Here is a 19,427-nt window from a genome sequence, read left to right on the forward strand (position 1 = left end):
CCCGCTCGTCAGGTCAGCTCGCGCAGAGCGCTCGCCGCCTCGTCGACGCACTGCTCGAAGGGCCGGTCCTCCTCGCCGGAGGCCCAGCGCGCGAAGGCCGCGGAGAAGACCGCGACCGCGCTGTGAGCGGCGAGGTTCGCCAGCGGCTCCGCCACTCCGCGCCCGACCAGGGCCGCGGCGATGGCACTCGTCATCGAGGCCATCTTGAGCAGCTCCCGCTCCTGGAGGGCGGGCGTCTGCGCGACGATCCGGGCCCGCTGTGCCGCCTGCGCGGGAGTGCGCGCCGCACCGAGCCGGGCAGCGGCCTCGCGCACGGCGGCGATGGCCACGGGCCACGGGGCCGCCTCGGGGTCGACCGCCCCGACGGTCTCGACGACGACCTCGTCGAGGAGGACCGGTCCGGCGAAGAGCACCTCCCGCTTGTCGGCGAAGTGCCGGAAGAAGGTGCGCTCGGTGACGCCGGCCCGGGTCGCGATGTCGCCGGCCGTGGTCCTGTCGTAGCCCTGCTCGGCGAAGAGCTCGAGGGCCGCGTCGAGCATGCGACCGCGCGCATCGGGCTGCCATCGGCTCATGCCGGCCATCCTAGGTGATGACAGTCCCTGACATGCAGTGCTACGGTCGATGTCAGACACTGACATCAAAGGAGCAGCTACATGCGCATCTTCATCTCCGGAGCCACCGGCTGGATCGGCTCGGCCGTGACCGACGAGCTGCTGGCCCACGACTACGAGGTCGTCGGGCTGGCCCGGTCGGAGGCGGGCGCGGCCGCGTTGGAGGCCAAGGGCGCGCGGGCGCACCTCGGCGACCTGGACGACCCGCAGTCGCTCGTCTCGGGAGCCAAGGATGCCGACGGGGTCATCCACCTCGCGATGAACCACGGCCTCCGCGACCCGGCCGCGGCCGGGCGGCTCGAGCACGCGGCGGTCTCCGCCCTCCTCGAGGAGCTCGCCGGCACGGACCGGACCTTCCTCCTCGCCTCCGGCCTCGCCGGACTGGCCCAGGGCAGGGCCGCCACCGAGGAGGACCCCTCGCCGTTCCGCGGCCCCGACGCCCTCCGGGGCGGCAGCGAGAACCTCGCCCTCGACTCCGCGGACCAGGGGCTGCGACCGGTGGCCCTGCGCTTCGCGGCCACCACGCACGGCATGCGGGACCACGGCTTCACCGCCACGCTCGCGCAGGTCGCGCGGGAGAAGGGCTACGTCGGCTTCGTCGGCGACGGCGCCAACCGCTGGCCGGCCGTGCACGTCTCCGACGCGGCCCGACTGGTGCGGCTCGCGCTCGAGCAGGCCCCGGCGGGGTTCCGCGCGCACGCGGTCGCCGAGGAGGGCGTGCCGATGCGCGACATCGCGGCAGCGCTCGGCGAGCGGTTCGGGCTGCCGACCCGGTCGATCACGCCCGAGGCCACGGCGGACCACTTCGGCTGGATCGGGCGGTTCGTCGGCATGGACGCGCCCGCCAGCGCCACGCTCACGCGGAGCGTCCTCGGCTGGAGCCCGACCGGGCCGTCGCTGCTGGAGGACATCAGGAGCGGTGCGTACGACGAGGCCTGAGCCGGTCCGTCCGGCCCCGGGCGCGGTCCCGGTCCTGACCACGGCAGAACGAAGCGCCCCCGCCGATGAGGCGGGGGCGCTTGTGTGTCCGGCGCTTCGAGGAGTCCGTCAGCGGGCGGCGCCGCGCGCCTCGAGCTCCTTGAGCATCCGCAGCCGGTCCTTGCCCTTGGCCTTCACGATCTTCGTGAGCAGGCGGACCTGCTTGGGGAGGTTGCGGCGGTTGGTGGTCTCCCACCAGCCGTTGGGGAAGGCCAGCCGGACGGTCTTGTGCCAGGCGCTGTAGACCTGCTGCGGGAGCGGCGCGGTGTGGTACCGCAGGCCGTACTTGTCGAAGAGCGCGCGGACCTTCGGCGCCACCTCGGCGTAGCGGTTGGACGGCAGGTCCGGCCAGATGTGGTGCTCGATCTGGTGGGACAGGTTGCCGCTCATGATGTGGACGGCCTTCGAGCCGGAGATGTTGGCCGAGCCGAGCATCTGGCGCAGGTACCAGTGGCCGCGCGCCTCGTTCTTCGGCAGCTCGTCGAGCTCGAAGGTCGAGACACCCTCGGGGAAGTGGCCGCACATGATGATCGAGTGCGACCAGATGTTGCGGGTCACGTTGGCGATGACGTTGGCGGCCAGGGTGGTGAGGAACGACGGCCCGGAGAGCAGCGGGTGGACGAGGTAGTCCTTCGTCGCCTGCTGACGGATCTTCTTCAGCGTGCCCTTGACGTCGCGGAGCTGCTCCTCGGAGCGCTCCTCCTTCGGCGTCCGCAGGAAGTCGCCGAGCTTGAGGTCGTAGGCGGCGATGCCGTACTCGAAGAACAGCATGTTGAGCATGTTGTACGCCGGCTGGTAGAGGCACCGCGGGCTCCACTCCTGTTGCTCGTCGACGCGCACGAGCCCCCAGCCCAGGTCGTTGTCCATGCCCAGGATGTTGGTGTAGGTGTGGTGCTCCTCGTTGTGCGCCTTCTTCCACCCCTCCGGGGTGGCGGCGTTGTCCCAGTCCCACGTGGTGGAGTGGATCTTCGGGTCGCGCATCCAGTCCCACTGACCGTGGAGGACGTTGTGGCCGATCTCCATGTTGTCGAGGATCTTCGCGACGCTCAGGCCGATCGTGCCCGCGACGAAGGCGGGCGGGAAGAAGCTGCCGAGCAGGACGGCGCGGGAGCCGAGCTCGAGGTAGCGCTGGGTCTTGATGACCCGGCGGATGTAGGCCGCGTCGCGCTCGCCGCGGCTCTCCATCACCTCACGTCGGATCGCGTCCAGCTCGGCACCGAGCTGGGCGATGTCCTCCTCGGAGAGGTGGGCGAACGGGGTTCGCTCGAGGCCGGTGGTGGTCGGCTCATTGACGATGGTCATCTGGCTACCCTTCAGTGGTCGATGACGCACGCGCCGGCGGCGGCGCTGATGCAGGTCTGGATCTGGATGCCGTCGCTCTCGCCGGCGTTGGCGACGATCAGGTCGCCGCTGCGCAGGTCGCGCACGGCGCCTTCCTTGAGCGGCAGGACGCAGCCGAAGCAGATGCCCATCCGGCACCCGCTCGGCATGAGGACGCCCGCCTCCTCGGCGGCGTCGAGGATCGGGGTCGCGGCGTCGGCCTCGATCGTGGTTCCTGAGTTGAACGACACCGTGCCGCCGTCACCGACGACGACGGTGGTGGCGCGGAACTGCTCGGTGAACAGCTCCAGCCCGTTGGCCTCGTGGTGGGCGGCGAGCGCGTCGAGAAGGCCGGCCGGCCCACACGCGTACGTCGTCCGCTCGGCCAGGTCGGGGACCAGGTCGGCCAGCCGGTCGACGTCGAGGACGCCGTGCTGGTCGTCGTACCTCGCCACGAGCCGGACTGCGCCGAACGCGTCCAGCTCCTCGAGGTTGCGCAGGAAGATCGAGTCCGGCCGGCTCGGTGCGACGTGGACGCACACGATGTCCAGCGCCCGGTCGAGGTGGACGACACCCTCGTCGGTGACCGGGAAGAGGTTGCGCAGCATGCCGATGACGGGCGTGACGCCCGAGCCGGCGGTGATGAAGAGCAGCTTGCGGCCGGCCAGGTCGTCCGGGAGGACGAACTCGCCCTGCGCCTGCTCCAGGAAGACCAGCGTGCCGGGCCTCACCTGGTGCACGAGGTGGTTGCTGACCACACCGTCGGGCACGGCCTTGACGGTGATCGAGATGTGTCCGTCGGGGCGCGGGCCATGGGTCAGCGAGTAGGCCCGCCACTGCCGGACGCCGTCCACGTCGATCCCGATGCGGACGTACTGCCCGGGCAGGTGGCCCGCCCAGTCGCGGCCGGGCTTGAGCACGATCGTGGCGGCGTCGCGGGTCTCGGGGTGGACCGAGACGATGCGCGCACGCAGGTCGGTCCCCGAGCGCAGCGGGTGGAAGAGGTCGAGGTAGTCCGGCGACACCAGCGGGGAGACCGCGGCGTTGGCGACCCGCTCGATGCGAGCGGCGATCCGGTCGCCGAGGCGGACCTGCACCCGACGGTCGGGCGCCAGTTCGCGCGGAGGAATCACTGCAGCAGTCATACACTCCATGGTGACTGATCGATGCGATTAAACTCCTATCCGCTGGACGTGAATATCCACCCAACGTTTGTTCACGGAGGACAAGAATGACGCGGCCACTCTCGTTGCGCACCGCTCCCACCGCCGTCCGGCTGCCCGGCGACGTGGCCGAGCGGATGAGGCTTGTCCTGCCGGCGATCGGCGAGAAGGTCGTCGCCACCATCATCGCCGAGGTCCCTTCCTACCAGGACGCCCTCTCCGGGGCGATGGGCGAGACGATCCGCACCGCGGTGGGGATCGCGCTGGACGCCTTCATCGCCGTCGCCTCCAACGAGGCCGAGGACGTCCCGATGCTGACCGCCCAGGCCCGGCAGGGCGCCTTCGACCTGGGCCGTGGCGAGGCGCGCAGCGGCCGCACGACCGAGGCGCTGCTCGCCGCCTACCGGATCGGTGCGCGCATCTCGTGGCGGGAGCTCTCCTCCACGGCGGTGGAGGCCGGCCTGTCCCCCGAGGGGCTCGCCGAGTTCGCGGGCCTCGTCTTCAGCTACATCGACGAGCTCTCCGACGTCTCGGCCGCCGGCCACGCCGACGAGCTGGCGACCACGGGGCGCGCCCGCCAGCGGATGCTCGAGCTGCTGGCCCGTCGGCTGCTGCACGGCGACGCCGTCGAGGCCGTCGACGAGGCGGTCCAGAGCGCCGGCTGGACACCGCCGGCCACGCTGACGGCCGCGTTGATGCCGTCGGCCGAGGTCGGCGGCGCGCTGGCCGGCGTACCGTCCGGGACGCTGGTGCTCACCGAGCTGGCCGAGGCCGACGACCTGACCCTGCTGCTGGTGCCCGACGTGCACGGGAGCGCCCGCACGGCGCTTCTGCGCACGTTGTCGTCGCACCGGGCCACCGTCGGCCCGCCGCGACCGTGGCGCGACGTGCGGGTGTCCTTCGACCGAGCCCTGCGCGCCCGCGCCGTCGGTCTCGGCCCCGACACCGAGGAGCACCTCGTGACGCTGGTTCTCGGGGCCGACGCGGAGGCGCTGGCCGACCTGCGGGCCACGGTGCTCGCCCCCCTGTCGTCGGTGCGGCCGGCGGTCGCGGAGAAGCTCACCGAGACGCTGCGCTGCTGGCTGCTGCACCACGGCCGGCGCGACGAGGTGGCCGCCGCGCTGTTCGTGCACCCGCAGACCGTGCGCTACCGCATGGGGCAGCTGCGCGACCTGTTCGGCGACTCGCTGGAGGACCCGGCGACGGTGCTCGCGCTGACGGTGGCGCTGGGGTAGGCCGCCCGACCGCGATGTGACTCAGACGGCGGCCGCCTCCGGCGCGATCTCGGGCTCGGCGCCGACGGCCGGTGCCGTCCTGAGGAGTACGCCGCCGAGGACCGCGGCGGCCACGGCGAAGACTGCGCCGATGCCGAAGGCGATCTGGAAGCCACCCGTGAGCGCGGCCGCGTGGTCGGCGCCGGTGACCGAGAGTGCGTCGGTGCGCCAGGTCGCCACGCTCGCCAGCACGGCCAGGCCGAGCGCGCCGCCCATCGAGAAGGACGTGTTGACCAGCCCCGACGCCAGCCCGGCCTCGGAGGGCTCGACGTCGCTCATCGCGACGATCAGGACCGGGTTGAGGGCGACACCCGCGCCGACGCCGGTGAGCAGCATCGCGGGAAGCACGTCGACGACGTAGCCACCGTCGACGGGGACCCCGGCCAGCAGCGCCAGGCCGACCGCGACCAACGCGAGACCGGCGACGAGCGGCGGCTTGGGCCCGAAGCGGATCACCAGCTTGTCCGACCAGCGCAGGGAGAACACCGCCATCACCACGGAGGAGGGGAGGAAGCAGAGGCCGACCGCGAGGGCGTCGTACTCGAGGACCTGCTGGAGGTAGAGCGAGGTGAGGAAGAACGTCGCGAACATCGCGCCGGCCCACAGGCTGCCGACGGCCTGCGCGACGACCAGGTTGCGGATCCGGAACATGCGCAGCGGGACGAGCGGGTGGTCGCTGCGGGCCTCCCAGAAGACGAAGACCGCGAGCACGGCGAGCCCGCCGGCGGCGTACACCAGGGTGGTGCTGACCACGCCGTAGACGACCAGGACCAGCGCGGTGGTGACGAGCACCGCACCCACGACGTCGAGCCTCGTCGCGGTGGCGGTGGCGGGACGGTGCGGCAGGATCCGCGACCCGAGCAGCCAGACGGTCACGCCGATCGGGACGTTGACGAGGAAGACCCAGTGCCAGGTGAGGAAGCCGGTGAGCACGCCGCCGAGGATCACGCCGATCGCGCCGCCGCCCGACATCACGAACCCGTAGACCGCCATCGCCTTGGCCCGCTCGGCGGCGTCGTCGAACAGGCCCATGATGAGCGCGAGCGCGACCGCGGAGACCGCCGCGCCACCGAGGCCCTGGACGGCCCGGCCGGCGACGAGGAGCCCGGCGCTCGGCGCCAGCCCGCAGGCGACGCTGGCCAGCGTGAAGGCGACCACGGCACCCTGGAAGACGCGGCGGTTTCCCAGCAGGTCGCCCAGCCGGCCGCCCAGCAGCAGGAAGCCGCCGTAGGTCAGCATGTAGGCGTTGACCACCCAGGCCAGCGCCGTCGGGGTGAAGCCGAGGTCGCCCTGGATCGCTGGCAGCGCGACGTTCACGATGTTGGTGTCGAGGACGATCATCAGGTTGCCCAGGCAGAGCGTGTAGAGCGCCAGCCAGCGGGCCTGCTTGTCCTTCATCGGGTTGCTCCTCGTTCGCGGGGTGCTGTCACTCCTTCTACGAACGGGGTCGGGCCGATTCGACACGTCGGCGCGGGCCGGTTCTTCGCCGGGTCAGAGCCCCTGCCAGGACGGCTTCGCGGCGTAGACCTCGCGGTAGTAGTCCGCCCGCTGCAGGCTTCCGGCGGCGTCGCCGTCGAGCAGGACCGTCGCGTGGGGGTGCAGCTGGAGGACGCTCGCCGGGCAGCTCGCCGAGACCGGGCCCTCGACGGCCGCGGCGACGGCGTCGGCCTTGCCCGCTCCGGTCGCGATCAGGACCAGGTGCCGCGCGTCCAGGATCGTCGCGAGGCCCTGGGTGAGGACGTGGATCGGGACCTCGTCGACCGACCCGAAGAACCGCGCGTTGTCGCTCCGCGTCTGCGCGGTCAGGGTCTTGATGCGGGTCCGGCTGGCGAGCGAGGAGCCGGGCTCGTTGAAGGCCAGGTGGCCGTCCGCGCCGATCCCGAGCACCTGCAGGTCGACGCCTCCGGACTCCACGATGAGCGACTCGTAGCGCGCGCCGGCGGTCGGCAGGCCGTCCTCCGCCGGGTCGGGTCCGTGCACGTGGCCGTCGGGCAGGCCGAGGGCGTCGGTCAGCTCCCGCTGGATGGTGGCGCGGTAGGTCTGCTCGTGGCCGGCGGGGAGGCCGACGTACTCGTCGAGGTTGAACGTCCGCACCCCGGCGTACGACGGCCCGGTGCCGGCCTGGTGGCGGCGGACGAGCTCCGCGTAGATCGGCAGCGGGCTCGAGCCGGTCGCGGTGCCGAGCACCGCCTCGGGCTTGGCACGGACGAGCGCCTCGATCGCGTCGGCGGCCAGCGCCCCGGCGTCGGCCTTCGAGGTGGTGATGACGACCTCCATCAGTCCGCCTTCCGGTGCACGACCACGCCGCCGATCACGGTGGCGTGCACGGTCAGGTCGTCGTCGACGAGCACCGCGTCGCCGCGCCGACCCGGGGTCAGCGCTCCGCGGGCAGCGTCGCCGACGAGCCCCGCTGCGGTCGTGGTCGCCGTGGCGACGGCCTGGGCGAGCGTCGCGCCGGTGGCCTCGCGCAGGACACGGAGGCACTGCGGGAGGCTCGCCGCGGAGCCGGCCAGCGTCCCGTCCTGGAGCCGGACCGTGCCGGCCTCGACGATCACGTCCTGGTCACCGAGCCGGTTCGGGCCGTCGGGGACGCCGAGGGCCGCGGTCGTGTCGGTGACCGCGAGGAACCGCTCCGGACCCAAGGCGGTCCAGGCGAGCCGGAGGAAGTCGGGGGCGGAGTGGTAGCCGTCGGCGATCACGCCGGCGACCAGGTCGGTGCCGCCCAGGGCGACGCCGACCGGGCCCGGCTCGCGGGCCAATATCGGCGGCATCGCGTTGCCCAGGTGGGTGACGAGGCGGGCGCCGGCAGCGACGGCGGCGTGGACCTGGTCGGCGGTGGCGGTCGTGTGGCCGACGCTGACGATCACGCCCCGGGCGGTCAGCGCGGCGATGAGCTCGAGTGCGCCAGGCAGCTCGGGCGCGATGGTGGCCATCAGGAGACCCTCGTCGCGGCTCCAGCCGTCGATCGTGCCGAGCGCGGGATCACGCAGCCACCGCTCCGGGTGGGCGCCCTTGCGCTCCGGCGCCAGGAACGGCCCCTCGAAGTGCAGCCCCAGTGGCAGCGCGCCGCGCCAGTCGGACGGCGGGCCCTGCGCGAGCACCTCCAGGGCGCGCTCGCGGGCCTCCGGGGCCGAGGTGATCACCGTCGGGATGAACGCGGTGACGCCGTACGCCGGCAGCACGGCCGCGACGTCCCAGAGCCGGTCCGGCTCCGCCGTGATGTCGTGCCCGCCGGCGCCGTTGACCTGCAGGTCGAGGAGGCCGGGGAGGACGGTCAGCCCGGTCGCGTCCAGCACGTCGGACTCGGTGGGCGCGAACCCGGGCGTCGGCGGTCCGGACGTCGAGACGCGGCCGCTCAGGATGTGGATGTCGACGGCGTCGCCGTGCGCGTCACGGCCACCCGTGATGGCGAGGTCGCTCATCGGCCCGTCCCCACGAGTGCGGCGCCGACGGCGGCGACCGGCACGTCCGGTGGCAGGACCCTGAGCCTCCCGGGGAGGTCGAGGGCGGCCAGGAACGGCGCCTCGGCGGCCTGGTCGCCGAGGGCGGTCGCGACGGCGATCCTCAGCGGCTCACCGAGCTGGGCGACCCCGCCGCCGAGCACGACGAGTCCGGGGTCGACGGTCAGGCACAGGATGCGGATCGCGGTGGCGGCGCCGGCCGCGAACCGGTCCCGCACCGCGATCGCCTTCGGGTCGCCCGCCGCCGCGGCAGCGAAGAGCGCGTCGGCCGGGTGGCCCTGGGCCACCGGCCAGGACGCGGCCAGCGCCGACCCCGAGGTGATCGTCTCGATGCAGCCGGTCTGGCCGCAGCCGCACACCACGCCGTCGGGGTCGACCGGGATGTGGCCGACCTCCCCCGCCGCGCCGTGCTCGCCGCGCCGCAGCCGGCCGTCGAAGGCGAGGCCGGCGGCGAGACCGGTCCCGATCGAGAGGTAGACGAGGTCGTCGTGGCCGGTCTGCGCGACAGCGCCCAGGGTCGCGGCGTTGGCGTCGTTCTCGACCGTCACGGACACCCCGAGACGCTCGGAGAGCAGCCGGCCGAGCGGGAAAGGTTCGCCCGTGATGCCGACGTTGACCGCGTGCCGCACGATCCCGAGCCCACCGTCGACGAGCCCCGGGATGCCTACCCCGACCGGCACGGCGAGCCGGTCGCCGGTCGCGTCACGCAGGCCGTCGACGACCTCGACCGCGGTGCGGACCACTCCGGCGGGGCCGCGGTCGGTCGGTCGGCGTACCTGCGCCACGACCCGGCCGGTCTCGTCGAGAGCCACGCCGAGCGTCTTCGTGCCGCCGACGTCGAGCCCCACACTCATCACGGTCACCGGTTCCATCCCGCCTTCCTGAGCAGGTCAGTCACGGCCTCGGCCCCCGGGCGGGAGCAGCCGCGTGTGCAGATCCTTGCGAACGAGCCGTGGCGCGGGCCAGGCCAGCCCCATTCGACCACCACGGCGGTGCGTCCCGCCTCAGCCAGCCGGTCGAGCAGGTCGCCGACCTCCGGGCGGCGGTGCGCGTCGCGCACCTGCACGATCACCGGGCCGCTGCCGAGGTCGGCCGTCGAGCCGCCGGGCGGGACGGTCAGGTCGGGCGTCAGGCCCCACGGCACGTCGCCGACGGCGATGTTGGCCCGGGTGTCGACGCTCAAGACGGTCGCGCCCGCGAGATCGGGCAGCTCCCCCTCCACGACCAGCGCGCGGGCGGCCGCGTCGACCATCGCCTGGGACAGGACGTCCTGCGAGGTGGTCGGCGGGGCAGCCATGTCGCCGGACGTCCTCAGCTCTGCCACCCGGGCGGCGGCCTCCTCCAGCCGGCCGAGCGGCAGACGGTCGTCCTCGACGGCGCGCACGATCGCGGCCTGCACCTCGCGGACCAGCGCCGCGGGCTTGTCCGGGCCGACGCAGAGCAGGTCGGTGCCGGCGGCGAGGGAGAGGACGGCGGCCTCGGGGATGCTCCGCGACCCGGAGGCGCCGGCCATGTCGAGCGCGTCGGAGACGATCACGCCGTCGAAGCCGAGCTCGTCGCGGAGGAGTCCGAGCACCGGCGCGGACAGGGTGCCGGGCAGCTGCGGGTCGAGGGCGGGTACGACGATGTGGGACGTCATCACCGTCCGCACCCCTGCGTGCACGGCGGCCACGAAGGGCACCAGCTCGCGCTGCCGCAGCGTCTCGAGCGACACGTCGAGCACGGGCAGCGCGAGGTGGCTGTCCTCGCCGGTGTCGCCGTGCCCCGGGAAGTGCTTGGCGCAGGCGGCGACGCCGGCCGACTGCAGGCCGCGCACCCACGCACCGACGTGCGCCGCCGTCGTCGTGGGATCGGAGGCGAAGGAGCGCGACCCGATGACCGGGTTGTCGGGGTTGGAGTTCACGTCGGCGACGGGGGCCAGCGCCAGGTCGACCCCAGCGGCCACGAGGTCGGCGGCGACGAGCCCGCCGACGGCGCTCGTGAGTGCGAGGTCGTCGACCGCGCCGAGCACGGCCGGCCCGATGACCGTCGACCCGCCCCGGACGTGCAGCCGGGTGACGTCGCCACCCTCCTCGTCGGTCGCGATCACGGCGGCCGGGTTGGCGGCGTGGATGGCGTCGGTCAGCGCCCGCAGCCCGTCGCTGACGTTGGAGCCGAACAGGCAGATGCCGCCCAGCCCCTCATGGAGCAGCGCCTCCCACTCCGACGGCAGCGTCGTCCCCTTGAAGGAGGCGAGCAGCACCCGGAGGGCGAGGGTCTCGACAGCCGGCCCGCGAGGCGAAAGCTCCGCGCCGGGCCCGGAGGGCTCCGTCATCCGTTCTCCGACCCGGCAGCAAGCACAGGCGCTAGTTCATCGGATCGACCGGCCGTGCGCCAGGGTCTGGGTCTGTTTTTCTGGTCCGGCACCCGTCACGGGTGCAGGGCGGGCTCGTCCGGCGGCGCCAGCGTGAGGATCGCGTCCTCGATCAGCTCGTCGGTCTCGATGTCGGCCTCGACCTGCCGCAGTCGCACCGCCAGGTGGGACTCGGAGTCGTCGCCGACCAGGTCGACGGCCGCCACGACGAACAGCCGCTGCGGGCCGACGTACTCGACGTGAAGGTAGGTGATCCGGTCGACCTGGGGATGGTCGAGCATCCGGCGGAGCACGTCGGCCCGGAGCGCCGGGCTGAGCGCCTCACCGAGGAGGTACTCCATGTTGCGGCGCATCAGGAAGACCGCGACGACCGCCAGCAGCAGCCCGATGGCGATGGACGCCGCGGCGTCGTACGCCGGCTCGCCGGTCAGCTGGTGCAGCGCGATGCCGGCCAGGGCGAGGCCGATGCCGATCAGGGCGGCGAGGTCCTCCAGGAAGATCGCGCGGACGGTGGGGTTGGAGGTCTTGTCGACGTAGCGCAGCGGATGGGTGTCGAACCGGCGGGCGGCGCCGCGGACCTGCCGGGTGGCCTGCACGAAGGACGTCCCCTCGAGGACCAGGCCGATGCCGAGGACGACGTAGTTGACGACGAAGGTCGACCCGCCCTCGTGCGGCTCGTGGAGCAGGTCGGTGATGCCGTGCCAGACCGAGACCATCGCGCCGGCGGAGAAGAGCCCGAATGCGGCGACCAGTGACCAGATGTAGGTCGACCGGCCGTAGCCGCGGGGGTGCTCCTCGTCGCGCGGCCGGCTGCCGCGGCGCTCGGCCACGACCAGGAAGACCTCGTTGCCGGTGTCGGCCCACGAGTGCGCCGCCTCGGCGACCATCGCGGCCGAGCCGGTGAGAAGGGCGGCGACCGACTTGGCCAGCGCCAGGAGCGCATTGGCGACCAGGGCGACCACGACGGTCAGCATCGACTCGCCGCCGGGCTTCTCCTCGCTGCTCACCTCCGGCCCGTATCCCGTCGGCCGGTCGCCCATCCACCGCTCCGTACGGTTGACGCCATGGCCGCCCGTTCCTTCACGGCCCTCGTCCTCGGGGGTCTGCTCGCCCTGCCGCTGTCTGCGTGCGGCGCCTCGTCGGACGGCGGAGGGGCCGCCGCACCGGCTCCGGCCGCATCGTCGGGGGCCTCGTCCGGGGTGTCGTCGGCGCCCTCGTCGGCTGCCTCGTCCGCTGCCTCGTCCGGGGCGTCGCCCGGGGCGTCGCCCGCGGCGTCGCCCGCGGCGGCGGAGGTGTCGGCGGGCGCGGCCGCCGGCCGGTTCGGGCGCTACGTCGCGCTGGGCGACTCCTACACCGCGGCGCCGGGCATCCCGGGTCGGACCTCCGACGACGGCTGCCTGCGCTCGGACCGCAACTACCCGCACCTCCTGGCGGCCGCGCTGGGTGCGCGGCTCACGGACGTGAGCTGCGGCGGCGCCAGCACGGCCGACGTACGCCGGGCCCAGCTGCGCGGCGTCCGACCTCAGCTCGACGCGGTGACCGCCGACACCGACCTCGTGACGATCGGGCTGGGCGGCAACGACCTGAACCTGTTCGGCTCGCTGATCGGGGCCTGCGTCCGACCTGATGCCGCCAGCGTGCCGGGCACGCCGTGCGCCGATGCGCTCGGGTCGAAGGTCGCGCCGACGCTGGACCGGATGGAGCAGCGGCTGGTCGGGGTCGTGCGGGCCGTGCGACACCGGGCGCCGTCGGCGAAGGTGCTGCTGGTCGGCTACCCCCAGATCATCCCCGCGTCGGGGCGCTGCGCCGACGTGCCGTTCGCGGCGGGCGACTACCGCTTCGCGCGGCGGGTCAACCATGGCCTGACGCAGGCGGTCCGCCACGTCGCCGTCGACTCGCGGGTGACCTACGTCGACCTGTGGGCCGCCTCGGCCGGCCACGACGTCTGCTCGGCCGACCCGTGGATCAACGGGCTCTCCGGGCAGGGCGCAGCGCCCTTCCACCCGTTCGCGGTCGAGCAGGTCGCGGTCGCGCAGGAGGTGGCGACGGCGCTCAGCTGACCGCGTCCCACACGACCCGACCGGCGACGACGGTGAGCGCGGCACTCATCTCGCGCAGCTCGGCCGGGGACGCCGCGAGCGGGTCGGTGTCGAGCAGGATCAGGTCGCCCGGCTCGTCGACAGCCGTACGCCGCCCGTCGACCGAGGCCGCGAGCGCCTCCCGAACCGTCAGCGACTGCTCGGGGTGCCACGGCTCGTCGCCCGGGTCGCCGCGGTGGACCGCGGCCGCGACGGCCAGCCAGGGGTCGAGCGGGGCGACCGGGGCGTCCGACCCGAAGGTGACCCGCACGCCCGCGTCGGTCAGCCAGCGCAGCGCGAACTCGCGACCACCCAAGCCTGGCCAGACCCGTTCGGAGGTCTCCCGGTCGTCGAGCAGGTGGGCCGGCTGCACGCTCGCGGTGAGGCCCAGCCGGGCCAGCTCCGCCACCGCGTCGCGGGTGACCAGCTGGGCGTGCTCGATCGAGCCGGTCGCACCGGTCTCGGCGTAGACGGCCAGCGCCGCCTCGAGCGCCCGGTCGCCGATGGCGTGGGTGGCCACCTCGAAGCCGGCCGCGTGACCGCGGGCGACCAGGTCGCGCAGGTCGGCGGTCGCCAGGTTGGGGGCGCCATGCCCGCCGGTGTCGGCGTAGGGGTGGCAGCACCACGCGGTGCGCGTGCCGAGCGACCCGTCGCTGATGATCTTCAGCGGCCCGACGCTCAGGCCGGGCGCCAGCACCGAGCCGGTGCGCAGACCGGCCTCGACGGCCGCGGCCAGCGTGTCGGCGTACGGCGCCCAGCGGACGCGAAGGAGGTCGCAGCCCTCCTCCCAGCGTTCGGTCCAGTCCGCGAACGGCGCGCCGAACTCGAAGTCGACCACCCCCACGACACCGCGCGAGGCGGCGGCGGTCAGCACGCGCTGGTAGTCCGGCACGGTCGGGCCGCCGACGAGCCCGGTCAGCCGCGGGTAGGCGTCGAACCACTCCTGCTCGCTGACCACCTCGTCGCGACGTGCGAGCCCGAGGGCGTCGAGGGCCGCGGTGTTGAGCCAGCCGTGGTGGAAGTCGCCGTTGACGAGGACGACCGGCACCGCCCCGGTGGCCGCGTCGAGCTCGGCGACCGTGACCGGGCGCGCCCAGGTGCCGCCGCGGTGTCCGATGCCGACGACCGGCCCGCCGTCCCCGGTGGCCAGGGCGCCTGTGACGATGCCCAGCGCCTCCTCGGGCGAGCGGGCCGAGGAGAGGTCGAGCCGCCGCGACGCGAGCGCCCACTGGCTGAGGTGGACGTGGGCGTCCCAGAGGCCGGGCAGCAGCCAGCGGCCGTCGGCGTCGACGGTCGGCACGCCTGCGTCGTCCAGCTCGGCACCGACCGCTGCGACCACGCCGTCGCGGACGAGGACGTCGACGGGGTGCTCGGCGCGGGACCCGGCGAGGGGGACGAGGCGGGCACGCCGCACCAGGAGGTCGGACACGGGCCCCATGATCGTGCCTTGTGAGTGTGGGAGTGACCCCTGGGTCACGCTGGCACTCACAACGCGGTGACCCGGCCGTCCTCGACGCGGAGCTGACGGGTGGTGCGGACGGCGGCCAGCATCCGTCGGTCGTGGGTGACGAGCAGGAGGGTGCCGGGATAGGTGTCGAGCGCCGACTCGAGCTGCTCGATCGCGGGCAGGTCGAGGTGGTTGGTCGGCTCGTCGAGCACCAGCAGGTTGACCCCGCGCGCCTGCAGCAGGGCGAGCGCCGCCCGCGTCCGCTCCCCCGGTGACAGGGTCGCGGCCGGGCGGCCGACGTGGTCGGAGCGCAGGCCGTACTTCGCCAGGAGCGTGCGGACCTCCTCGGGAGCCAGGTCGGGCGCATGCCTGCGGAACGCCTCCACCAGCGGCTCCGCTCCCTCGAACAACGCGCGCGCCTGGTCGACCTCACCGACCACCACGCCCGGACCCAGGGACGCCTCGCCAGAGTCGAGCGGGATCCGGCCGAGCAGCGCGCCGAGGAGCGTCGACTTGCCCGAGCCGTTGGGTCCCGTGATCGCGACCTTGTCGGCCCAGCTGATCTCGAGGCTGACCGGTCCGAGGGTGAAGTCGCCCTTCCGGACGACCGCGTCGCGGAGCACCGCCGTCCGAGCGCCCGAGCGTGGTGCGGCGGCGATCTCCATCCGCAGCTCCCACTCCTTGCGCGGCTCCTCGACGGCGTCCTTCTCGAGCCGCTCGATGGCGCGCTCGGACTGGCGCACCTTGGACGCCTGCTTCTCGCTCGACTCGGTCCGGAAGCGCCTGATCGACTTGTCCGGCTCGTCGTTGATCGACCGGCGGGCGTTGCGCACGCCCTGGGCCGCCCACGCTCGCTGGGTCTGGATCCGACCGCCCAGGTCGGCCAGCTTGCCGGCGTACTGCTCGTAGGCCTCGCGGGCGTGCTGCCGGGAGATCTCGCGCTCGCGCAGGTAGGCGTCGTAGCCGCCGCCGTAGAGGTTGACCCGGTGCTGGTGCAGGTCGAGCTCGAGGACCCGGTTGATGGTGCGGGCGAGGAACTCGCGGTCGTGGCTGACGATCACGGCCGGCGCGCGCAGGTCGCTGACGAACCGTTCGAGCCGGTCGAGGCCGTCGAGGTCGAGGTCGTTGGTCGGCTCGTCGAGGAGGAGGACGTCGTAGCGGCTCAGCAGCAGGCCGGCGAGGTTGGCCCGGGCGGCCTGGCCGCCACTGAGGCTGGTCATCGGCTGGTCGAGGTCGACGCCGAGCCCGAGGTCCGCGGCGACCGCCTCGGCGCGCTCGTCCAGGTCGGCCGCACCGAGCGCGAGCCAGCGCTCGAGCGCCGTCGCGTAGTCGTCGTCGGCGCCCGGCTCGCCCGCGCTGAACCGCTCGGTGGCGGCGTCGAAGGCGGTCTGCGCCTCCGCCACGCCGGTACGCCGGGCGAGGAACCGCCGCACCGTCTCGCCGTCGCGCCGCTCCGGCTCCTGCGGCAGGTAGCCGACGGTCGCCGTCGGCGGGCTGACCGTGACGGTGCCCTCCTCGGGCGCGAGGACGCCGGCGAGGATGCGCAGCAGCGTCGACTTGCCCGCCCCGTTGGGTCCGACGAGGCCGATGACGTCACCCGGTGCGACGACGAGGTCGAGGCCCTCGAAGAGCGCCTTCGCGCCATGACCGGCGGCCAGGCCGGAGGTCTGGATGGTCGCGCTCACTCGGTCGAGGCTATCGGCGCCGTCGAACCATTTGCCGACCGGCATGATGGTCGCTGTGACCTGGAGGAGAGCCACCGTCGCCGCGGCCGCGGCCCTCGCGCTGGCTGCGGGCTGCAGTGGCGGCTCCGGGGGCGATCCGGCGAGCGGCACGCACACGTCTGCCTCGGTCCCGAAGCCGTCGTACGACGACGCGCGGTCGACCCCCGTCGAGGACTCCGTCTACCCCGACGTCGGCGACCCGGGCGTGGACGCCCTCCACTACGACCTCGACCTGTCCTGGGAGCCGACGACCAAGACGCTGACCGGCCACGAGACGCTGCTCCTCCGGTCGACGGCGGCCGCGGACCACCTGCAGCTCGACCTCGCGGCGACCATGCTGCCGACGAAGGTCGCCGTCGACGGCCGCACCGTCGAGGCTTCGCACCCGGGCGACCACCTCGTCGTCCCGGGCGACTTCGCCGCGGACCACACCTACACGCTGAAGCTGGACTACGGGGGCGTCCCGGCACCCGTCCACGCGCCGAGCACCCGCCGCGACACCTCGCGGATCGGCCTCACCGTCGACGCGGCGGGGGGGCTGTGGACGATGCAGGAGCCCTACGGCGCCTTCACGTGGTACGCCGTCAACGACCAGCCCTCCGACAAGGCGTTCTACGACATCGGCGTGGACGTGCCGGCGCCGATGGTCGGCGTCGCGAACGGCCGGCTCGTCGACCGTTCGACCGAGGACGGCCGGACCGAGACCGACTGGCGCCTCGACGAGCCGGCGGCGTCCTACCTCGTCACCCTGGCCGTCGGCCCCTACCAGGAGTCGACCGCCGAGAGCAGCAGCGGCGTGCCGATCTCCTACTGGACGACGCCCGACGACACGTCCCTCCTCGCCGACCTCAAGCAGGCGCCGGCGCTGGTCGACTGGCTCGAGGCGAAGCTCGGTCCCTACCCCTTCGACTCGCTCGGCTTCGTGCTCGTCGACGGCGACAGCGGCATGGAGACCCAGACGATGATCACCCTCGGCCGCGATCCGCTCGACACCGAGCCGGACACGCTGCTCCACGAGATCGCGCACCAGTGGTACGGCGACCTGGTGACCCCGTCGGACTGGCGCGACGTCTGGATGAACGAGGGCATGGCCATGTATCTCCAGGGCGCCTGGCAGGACGAGACCTGGAAGCTGCCCCCGGGCGACTCGCTGGACACGTGGGCCGACGACGAGCCACGGTCCCGGCGCACGGCGGGGCCGCCCGGCGCCTACAAGGCCGACCACTTCGCCGAGCTCAACGTCTACTACGGCCCGGCCCTCATGTGGGACGCGCTGCGCAGGACGGTCGGGGACGACGTGTTCTGGAAGCTGGTCCGCGACTGGCCTGCCGCCCGGGCCGAGCGCTCCACCGGCCGCGACGACTACCTCGCGTGGCTCCAGGAGCAGACCGGCCGGGACCTCACCGCCTTCTTCCAGCAGTGGCTGATGGCGCCGACGAGCCCGCTCGCCCGCTGACGGCTACGGAACGGTCAGATGTCTCACATCGCGGCGACGTGCGCGGTCCCGCTGGTTACCCTCCGGCCATGGCCCGACTCACCGCGCGCGAGCTGATCGACCTGGTCCTCGACGAGGGCTCCTGGACCTCGTGGGACGCCCCCCCGGCCCGCGCCGGCGTCTCGGAGGCGTACGCCGCCGAGCTGCGGGCGGCCGAGGAGCGGACGGGCGTCGACGAGTCGGTGCTGACCGGCTCCGGGCTGATGATGGGCCGGCGGGTGGCGGTCCTGGCCTCGGAGTTCAGGTTCCTGGCCGGCTCGATCGGCCGCGACGCCGCGGACCGGCTGGTGGCGGCCGTGCAGCGGGCGACCCGCGAGCGGCTGCCCCTGCTGGCGGCCCCCGCCTCGGGCGGCACCCGGATGCAGGAGGGCACGCCGGCCTTCGTGCAGATGGTGCGGATCACCGAGGCGGTCTCGGCGCACAAGGCGGCCGGTCTCCCCTACCTCGTCTACCTGCGCCACCCCACGACCGGCGGCGTGATGGCGTCATGGGGCTCGCTCGGGCACGTGACCGTGGGAGAGCCCGGCGCCCTGCTCGGCTTCCTCGGCCCGAAGGTGTTCGAACTGCTCAACGGACATCCATTCCCGGCCGGCGTACAGGTCGCCGAGAACCTCTATGCGCACGGCATCATCGACGCCGTCCTGCCGCCCGACCAGATCGCCGGGATCCTCGACCGGGCGCTCACGATCCTGCAGTCCCGCCCGCGGGCTGGCGCCGCCTCGCCGACCGAGCTCGGTGGTAACGGGACCTCCGGGCTGCCGGACCTGGAGACGTGGGACGCGGTCACCCGGTCGCGCCGCGAGGACCGACCCGGGGTCAGGCGGCTGCTCAAGACGGCCGCTGCGGACGTCGTACCCCTCAACGGGACCGGGCAGGGCGAGCGCGACCCTGCCCTGATCATCGCGCTGGCCCGGTTCGGCGACGCGCCCTGCGTGGTGCTCGCGCAGGACCGCCGCGAGCAGGCGCAGCAGGCGTTCGGGCCGCAGGCGCTGCGGGAGGCCCAGCGCGGGCTGCGGCTCGCCGAGGAGCTGCGCCTGCCGGTGCTCACCGTGATCGACACCCGCGGCGCGGCGCTCTCCCCCGAGGCGGAGAACGGCGGCCTGGCCGGCGAGATCGCCCGCTGCATCGAGTCGCTGGTCAACGTGGCGGCGCCGACGCTGTGCCTGATGCTCGGCGAGGGCAACGGCGGCGGCGCGCTGGCGTTCCTGCCCGCCGACCGGGTCGTCGCGACACAGCACGCCTGGCTCTCGCCGCTACCGCCCGAGGGCGCCTCGGCGATCGTGCACGGTGACACCTCGCACGCCGCCGACATGGCCCGCGCCCAGCGCGTCCTCGCCGTCGACCTCGCCGAGCGCGGCATCGTCGACCGGATCATCCCCGAGCTCCCCGACGCGGCCGACGAGCCCGACGAGTTCTGCCACCGCGTCGGCGGGGTCATCGAGGCCGAGCTCGCCGCCCTGATGGCCGCCGGCCCGGGCTCCGCTGCTGCTCGGGCGACCCGCTACATCTGACCTGCCTGCCGA

General features: G+C 73.7%; 16 protein-coding genes. 5 read left to right on the forward strand and 11 right to left on the reverse strand.

What is annotated here, in order from left to right:
* Window positions 1-8 precede the first annotated feature (8 nt).
* Window positions 9-572, reverse strand: coding sequence for a TetR/AcrR family transcriptional regulator (locus tag BM236_RS04080; protein WP_091120511.1), 564 nt, complete (start codon window positions 570-572; stop codon window positions 9-11).
* A gap of 81 nt (window positions 573-653) precedes the next feature.
* On the opposite strand from BM236_RS04080, the gene BM236_RS04085 reads away from it, so the two are divergent.
* Window positions 654-1,550 (forward strand): SDR family oxidoreductase, encoded by an 897-nt coding sequence (locus BM236_RS04085; RefSeq protein WP_091120512.1) that lies wholly within the window; start codon window positions 654-656, stop codon window positions 1,548-1,550.
* Between the two features lie 108 nt (window positions 1,551-1,658).
* Here BM236_RS04085 and BM236_RS04090 read toward each other — a convergent pair whose 3' ends face one another.
* Together BM236_RS04090 and BM236_RS04095 are read right to left on the reverse strand one after the other, a co-directional pair.
* Complete coding sequence (locus BM236_RS04090) at window positions 1,659-2,891, reverse strand: fatty acid desaturase family protein (protein WP_091120515.1); 1,233 nt, start codon at window positions 2,889-2,891, stop codon at window positions 1,659-1,661.
* Between the two features lie 11 nt (window positions 2,892-2,902).
* Window positions 2,903-4,054 (reverse strand): ferredoxin reductase, encoded by a 1,152-nt coding sequence (locus BM236_RS04095; RefSeq protein ID WP_091120517.1) that lies wholly within the window; start codon window positions 4,052-4,054, stop codon window positions 2,903-2,905.
* A gap of 86 nt (window positions 4,055-4,140) precedes the next feature.
* Here BM236_RS04095 and BM236_RS04100 point away from each other — a divergent pair, with 86 nt between their 5' ends.
* Window positions 4,141-5,307, forward strand: coding sequence for a PucR family transcriptional regulator (locus BM236_RS04100; RefSeq protein ID WP_091120519.1), 1,167 nt, complete (start codon window positions 4,141-4,143; stop codon window positions 5,305-5,307).
* A 21-nt stretch (window positions 5,308-5,328) separates the two neighbouring features.
* Here the strand turns inward: BM236_RS04100 and BM236_RS04105 are convergent, their stop codons facing one another.
* From BM236_RS04105 to BM236_RS04130, 6 genes are all read right to left on the reverse strand, one after another.
* Window positions 5,329-6,744 carry a DHA2 family efflux MFS transporter permease subunit gene (locus tag BM236_RS04105; protein ID WP_091120522.1) on the reverse strand — a complete coding sequence of 472 codons (1,416 nt, stop codon included), beginning with the start codon at window positions 6,742-6,744 and terminating at the stop codon, window positions 5,329-5,331.
* 93 nt (window positions 6,745-6,837) lie between these two features.
* Entirely contained in the window at window positions 6,838-7,623 is a 786-nt protein-coding gene (locus BM236_RS04110) for a glucosamine-6-phosphate deaminase (protein WP_091120525.1), read from the reverse strand.
* Window positions 7,623-8,768 carry an N-acetylglucosamine-6-phosphate deacetylase gene (nagA, locus tag BM236_RS04115; RefSeq protein WP_091120527.1) on the reverse strand — a complete coding sequence of 382 codons (1,146 nt, stop codon included), beginning with the start codon at window positions 8,766-8,768 and terminating at the stop codon, window positions 7,623-7,625. The genes BM236_RS04110 and nagA overlap by 1 nt, the downstream gene beginning before the upstream one ends.
* Window positions 8,765-9,679, reverse strand: a complete 915-nt coding sequence (locus tag BM236_RS04120) for an ROK family protein (protein WP_091120529.1) — start codon at window positions 9,677-9,679, stop codon at window positions 8,765-8,767. Before BM236_RS04120 ends, nagA begins: the two co-directional genes overlap by 4 nt.
* A complete protein-coding gene (locus BM236_RS04125; RefSeq protein ID WP_091120531.1) occupies window positions 9,667-11,121 on the reverse strand; it encodes a glycoside hydrolase family 3 protein in 1,455 nt (484 codons plus the stop codon). Before BM236_RS04125 ends, BM236_RS04120 begins: the two co-directional genes overlap by 13 nt.
* A gap of 95 nt (window positions 11,122-11,216) precedes the next feature.
* A complete protein-coding gene (locus tag BM236_RS04130) occupies window positions 11,217-12,167 on the reverse strand; it encodes a cation diffusion facilitator family transporter (protein ID WP_245750119.1) in 951 nt (316 codons plus the stop codon).
* 57 nt (window positions 12,168-12,224) lie between these two features.
* Here BM236_RS04130 and BM236_RS04135 point away from each other — a divergent pair, with 57 nt between their 5' ends.
* Entirely contained in the window at window positions 12,225-13,220 is a 996-nt protein-coding gene (locus tag BM236_RS04135) for an SGNH/GDSL hydrolase family protein (RefSeq protein ID WP_091120533.1), read from the forward strand.
* Here the strand turns inward: BM236_RS04135 and BM236_RS04140 are convergent.
* The gene (locus BM236_RS04140; protein ID WP_091120536.1) at window positions 13,213-14,667 is read right to left on the reverse strand and encodes an amidohydrolase; all 1,455 of its coding nucleotides are present in this window, start codon (window positions 14,665-14,667) and stop codon (window positions 13,213-13,215) included. The genes BM236_RS04135 and BM236_RS04140 overlap by 8 nt on opposite strands.
* A gap of 56 nt (window positions 14,668-14,723) precedes the next feature.
* Window positions 14,724-16,370, reverse strand: coding sequence for an ABC-F family ATP-binding cassette domain-containing protein (locus tag BM236_RS04145; protein ID WP_091120814.1), 1,647 nt, complete (start codon window positions 16,368-16,370; stop codon window positions 14,724-14,726).
* A gap of 55 nt (window positions 16,371-16,425) precedes the next feature.
* Here BM236_RS04145 and BM236_RS04150 point away from each other — a divergent pair, with 55 nt between their 5' ends.
* Window positions 16,426-17,865, forward strand: coding sequence for a M1 family metallopeptidase (locus BM236_RS04150; protein ID WP_175507543.1), 1,440 nt, complete (start codon window positions 16,426-16,428; stop codon window positions 17,863-17,865).
* Window positions 17,866-17,933: 68 nt separating this feature from the next.
* Window positions 17,934-19,415: a carboxyl transferase domain-containing protein gene (locus tag BM236_RS04155; protein WP_091120538.1), complete on the forward strand. Its 1,482-nt coding sequence runs from the start codon at window positions 17,934-17,936 to the stop codon at window positions 19,413-19,415.
* Window positions 19,416-19,427: the final 12 nt, after the last annotated feature.

Origin of the sequence: Nocardioides terrae, assembly GCF_900112345.1 — a bacterium.
Lineage (GTDB): Bacteria > Actinomycetota > Actinomycetes > Propionibacteriales > Nocardioidaceae > Nocardioides > Nocardioides terrae.

Coding starts and splice junctions, on each gene's coding strand:
- BM236_RS04080 (WP_091120511.1), bottom strand. CDS start 572: ATGAGCCGATGGCAGCCCGATGCGCGCGGTCGCATGCTCGACGCGGCC.
- BM236_RS04085 (WP_091120512.1), top strand. CDS start 654: ATGCGCATCTTCATCTCCGGAGCCACCGGCTGGATCGGCTCGGCCGTG.
- BM236_RS04090 (WP_091120515.1), bottom strand. CDS start 2,891: ATGACCATCGTCAATGAGCCGACCACCACCGGCCTCGAGCGAACCCCG.
- BM236_RS04095 (WP_091120517.1), bottom strand. CDS start 4,054: ATGACTGCTGCAGTGATTCCTCCGCGCGAACTGGCGCCCGACCGTCGG.
- BM236_RS04100 (WP_091120519.1), top strand. CDS start 4,141: ATGACGCGGCCACTCTCGTTGCGCACCGCTCCCACCGCCGTCCGGCTG.
- BM236_RS04105 (WP_091120522.1), bottom strand. CDS start 6,744: ATGAAGGACAAGCAGGCCCGCTGGCTGGCGCTCTACACGCTCTGCCTG.
- BM236_RS04110 (WP_091120525.1), bottom strand. CDS start 7,623: ATGGAGGTCGTCATCACCACCTCGAAGGCCGACGCCGGGGCGCTGGCC.
- nagA (WP_091120527.1), bottom strand. CDS start 8,768: ATGAGCGACCTCGCCATCACGGGTGGCCGTGACGCGCACGGCGACGCC.
- BM236_RS04120 (WP_091120529.1), bottom strand. CDS start 9,679: ATGGAACCGGTGACCGTGATGAGTGTGGGGCTCGACGTCGGCGGCACG.
- BM236_RS04125 (WP_091120531.1), bottom strand. CDS start 11,121: ATGACGGAGCCCTCCGGGCCCGGCGCGGAGCTTTCGCCTCGCGGGCCG.
- BM236_RS04135 (WP_091120533.1), top strand. CDS start 12,225: ATGGCCGCCCGTTCCTTCACGGCCCTCGTCCTCGGGGGTCTGCTCGCC.
- BM236_RS04155 (WP_091120538.1), top strand. CDS start 17,934: ATGGCCCGACTCACCGCGCGCGAGCTGATCGACCTGGTCCTCGACGAG.